Origin of the sequence: Mesorhizobium sp. (genome assembly GCF_005063415.1) — a bacterium.
Lineage (GTDB): Bacteria > Pseudomonadota > Alphaproteobacteria > Rhizobiales > Rhizobiaceae > Mesorhizobium.
Map to the genome: position 1 here is coordinate 1 of NZ_SUEG01000281.1, position 2,842 is coordinate 2,842.

3 protein-coding genes and 1 pseudogene are annotated in these 2,842 nt (G+C 59.1%); 2 read left to right on the forward strand and 2 right to left on the reverse strand.

What is annotated here, in order from left to right:
- Positions 1 to 117 precede the first annotated feature (117 nt).
- Positions 118 to 1,653 (forward strand): hypothetical protein, encoded by a 1,536-nt coding sequence (locus tag E5W70_RS31700; RefSeq protein WP_292665214.1) that lies wholly within the window; start codon positions 118 to 120, stop codon positions 1,651 to 1,653.
- Between the two features lie 79 nt (positions 1,654 to 1,732).
- Complete coding sequence (locus E5W70_RS31705; protein WP_292665216.1) at positions 1,733 to 1,948, forward strand: hypothetical protein; 216 nt, start codon at positions 1,733 to 1,735, stop codon at positions 1,946 to 1,948.
- 13 nt (positions 1,949 to 1,961) lie between these two features.
- Here the strand turns inward: E5W70_RS31705 and E5W70_RS31710 are convergent.
- Positions 1,962 to 2,464 (reverse strand): annotated as a pseudogene (locus E5W70_RS31710) (IS5/IS1182 family transposase); the annotation flags it as partial.
- Positions 2,465 to 2,628: 164 nt separating this feature from the next.
- Positions 2,629 to 2,842, reverse strand: a 214-nt coding sequence (locus E5W70_RS31715; RefSeq protein WP_292665218.1) for an ATP-binding protein, incomplete at its 5' end; no start/stop codon positions are given.

Here is a 2,842-nt window from a genome sequence, read left to right on the forward strand (position 1 = left end):
GACGGGGATTGGGGCTCTATCGCCGTTTCGTCGCGACTCCGAGCTCGTTGATCCAGACTCACTCGGGTCTTCAAGCGAACGCACAAGCACGACGCAATCAACAGGCTGGTGAACACGATGGCAGACGACCTGATTATCTACCACGAAGGCATGGACTACGGCATTGGCTTGGATTCACCCAGTGCCGACACACGCAACGTGGGCGTCAGCGGCGAGGTTACGACCGTTCCGAATGCCAGCGGCAGCGTGGTCAGCTTCGAGATGATGCAGATCTCCACGGACGAAGATATGCAGGAGTCTCTAGGAGTATCGGTCAAGGCAAGTGGAGGGGTAGGGCTCTTCAGTGCCTCAGCCAGCATGGATTTTGCCCGTAACACCCACGTGCACTCAAACTCGGTGTTCCTACTCATATCGGTAAAGGTCACTCTGGCATTTTCCCAGATTAAGGAGCCGATATTGAAGGATGATGCCAAGCGCGTCCTCGAGCGCAGTCCGGATCGCTTCCAGGAAATGTATGGGGATTCGTTCGTCCGAGGAATGAGGACGGGCGGGCGATTCTTCGCGACCGTTGAGGTCTTCACAAGCTCGAAATCCGAGCAGCAGTCTTTGTCAGCTTCAGTGAAGGGCAGCTACGGTCTGTTTAGTGCCCAGGGCAGCTTCAGCACGGAATTCAAAAGTGCAATGGAAAGCAAGTCCCTAAAGATCCGCGTTTATCGCGAGGGCGGCGTCGTCCCGGAAGACCCGACGTCCCTTGAGAAGGTGCAGGAAATAGCCCGCACCTTTGCAGCAACCGTAAAAGGCAATGCCGTTCCCTATGCTGTCGTGCTCGATCGCTACAGCATCCTGGACCTGCCGGCCCAACCAAACTACATCGACCTGCAGCACCAGATGGATGTCCTCGCCTACTGCGCTAAGCAGCGGAACATAATCTGGACAGAACTAAACAACCTCGATTTCATCTTCACGCATCGCGAGCAGTTCACCGAAAAGCCCGATACGGACGAGATGGCAACCCTCGTCAAATATCGCGCAGACCTGCTGAAGGACCTGGACGCCGTGACCGATACTGCGTCCTTTGCCCTGGATTATCCGAAAGAAGCCAAGTTCCCGGTCATCATGGCGTCAGCACCTGAGATGCCAAAGCGGCTCGAGGGTGTGTACGACGACCTCGCAGCACGAGGAACCAAGATCGTCGAAAGAGACCCGTTGGCTTTCCTCATTCGCGCCGAGCAACCGTCTGACGAAGGGCAGCGCGGCTTCAATATCGGTATGGCGGCGATGAACGTGAACACGTTGTGGGGACCGGGCGCACAGAGCCTGCAGGACTTGCTCACGCCGGCAGCGAGCGCCGGATTCAAAGTCGCGGCCACCTACTGCCTGCAGCGCAACAACAACATGGATGCGGCTAAGCGCAACGGGTCGGTGCTAAAGCAGGATTCTGCTGCCGCCGAAGCTCGGAGGCTTCTCCCACCTGGCGTGGCGTGGTTGGGCTTTGATATTGCATCTGGCTTGTATGGCCCCGCGGACAAGGGCTCGCTCGGCAACACGCTGCTAGGACCCGGCGCGAAAAAGATCAGGGACTCCCTGGATTTGGATGGTCAGCGCGGGTTCGACGCCGCCCTCGACCTCTGGAAACCCGGGGGACACTGGTAGCAACAAAGCCGCGAGCAGTTGGAGCCCCGTTCAAACCCATTCTAGCTAAGCACGGACAACTAAACCGCGAGGATATGTTATGGCACTGCCCGACCAAGTCAAAGTGGCCTATTCCGAAGGATATGATTTTGGCATTGGGGTGAATTACGCGTCCGGAGGCCCCAAGAACAAGGCAGTTACTGGTGACATCTCGGCGGTCGCACTCGCCGCGGGCGATATTGTCGGATACCAGATCTCCCGTGTCACCTCGACATCCGAGATAGAGAAGGCGTTGGGGATATCTGGTCGACTGTGAGCAATCTTGACCGCTAAGCGGCAAGCTGCTTCGGCCGGTTCAGGAACGCGGCAATCAAGAGCCACAAAAATTGCTTCAGCCACCTGAGCAGGAGGGAGAAGTTGTAACCGGCTGCGGCGCGTTGAGGGCATCGCCCTGGGTGTGAGCGAGGTAGTTGCGGCCCATTCTGTGGTCGCTCTTGATGTGGCCGATGACGGGCTCGACCGCCGACCGCCGCCGCATCTGGCGCTTGATGGCTGGGGTGACGCGGCGCTTCTGGCCGGCGGTGAAGACCCTGAACTTGTGGCTCTGCGGTGCGTTGTGACCGCGATAGCCGGCGTCGGCGAGCAGGCGGCCGATCTCGTTGCCGATGGTCTTTTCCATGTCGGGGATGACGCTTGCCAGCGTGTGGCCTTCATAGGGATTGCCGGGCAGTGCTTTTGCATGCAGGGCGAACTGGCCACCCTTGGAGCGCTTCAGCGTAGTGGCCACCGACACCTTCACCCCGAACTCGGAGGGCATATGCGCCTTGCCCTTAGGCTTCAACGCTGTCAATCGGCGCCGAACTTTGACCCCTGATCGGCGTCCAATATTGCCCCCCTTTGCATAGGCGCGACGAGCAGCGCTCGCCGGGCGGAGCTGGTCGGGGTTGCGCAGCCCGGCGAGTGCGGATGTTTTGGGCGGTGGTCTGCAGAGGTCCGTCAGGCGCGGTTCTTGAAGCGCCAGGATTCGTTTCCGGTCTCGATGATCTCGCAATGATGAGTGAGCCGGTCGAGCAGCGCCGTCGTCATCTTGGCATCGCTGGCAAAGACACTCGGCCATTCGCCGAAATCCAGGTTGGTGGTGACGATGATGGAGGTGCGCTCGTAGAGCCGGCTGATGAGATGAAAGAGAAGCTGCCCGCCGGCCTGGGCG

Coding starts and splice junctions, on each gene's coding strand:
- E5W70_RS31705 (WP_292665216.1), top strand. CDS start 1,733: ATGGCACTGCCCGACCAAGTCAAAGTGGCCTATTCCGAAGGATATGAT.
- E5W70_RS31700 (WP_292665214.1), top strand. CDS start 118: ATGGCAGACGACCTGATTATCTACCACGAAGGCATGGACTACGGCATT.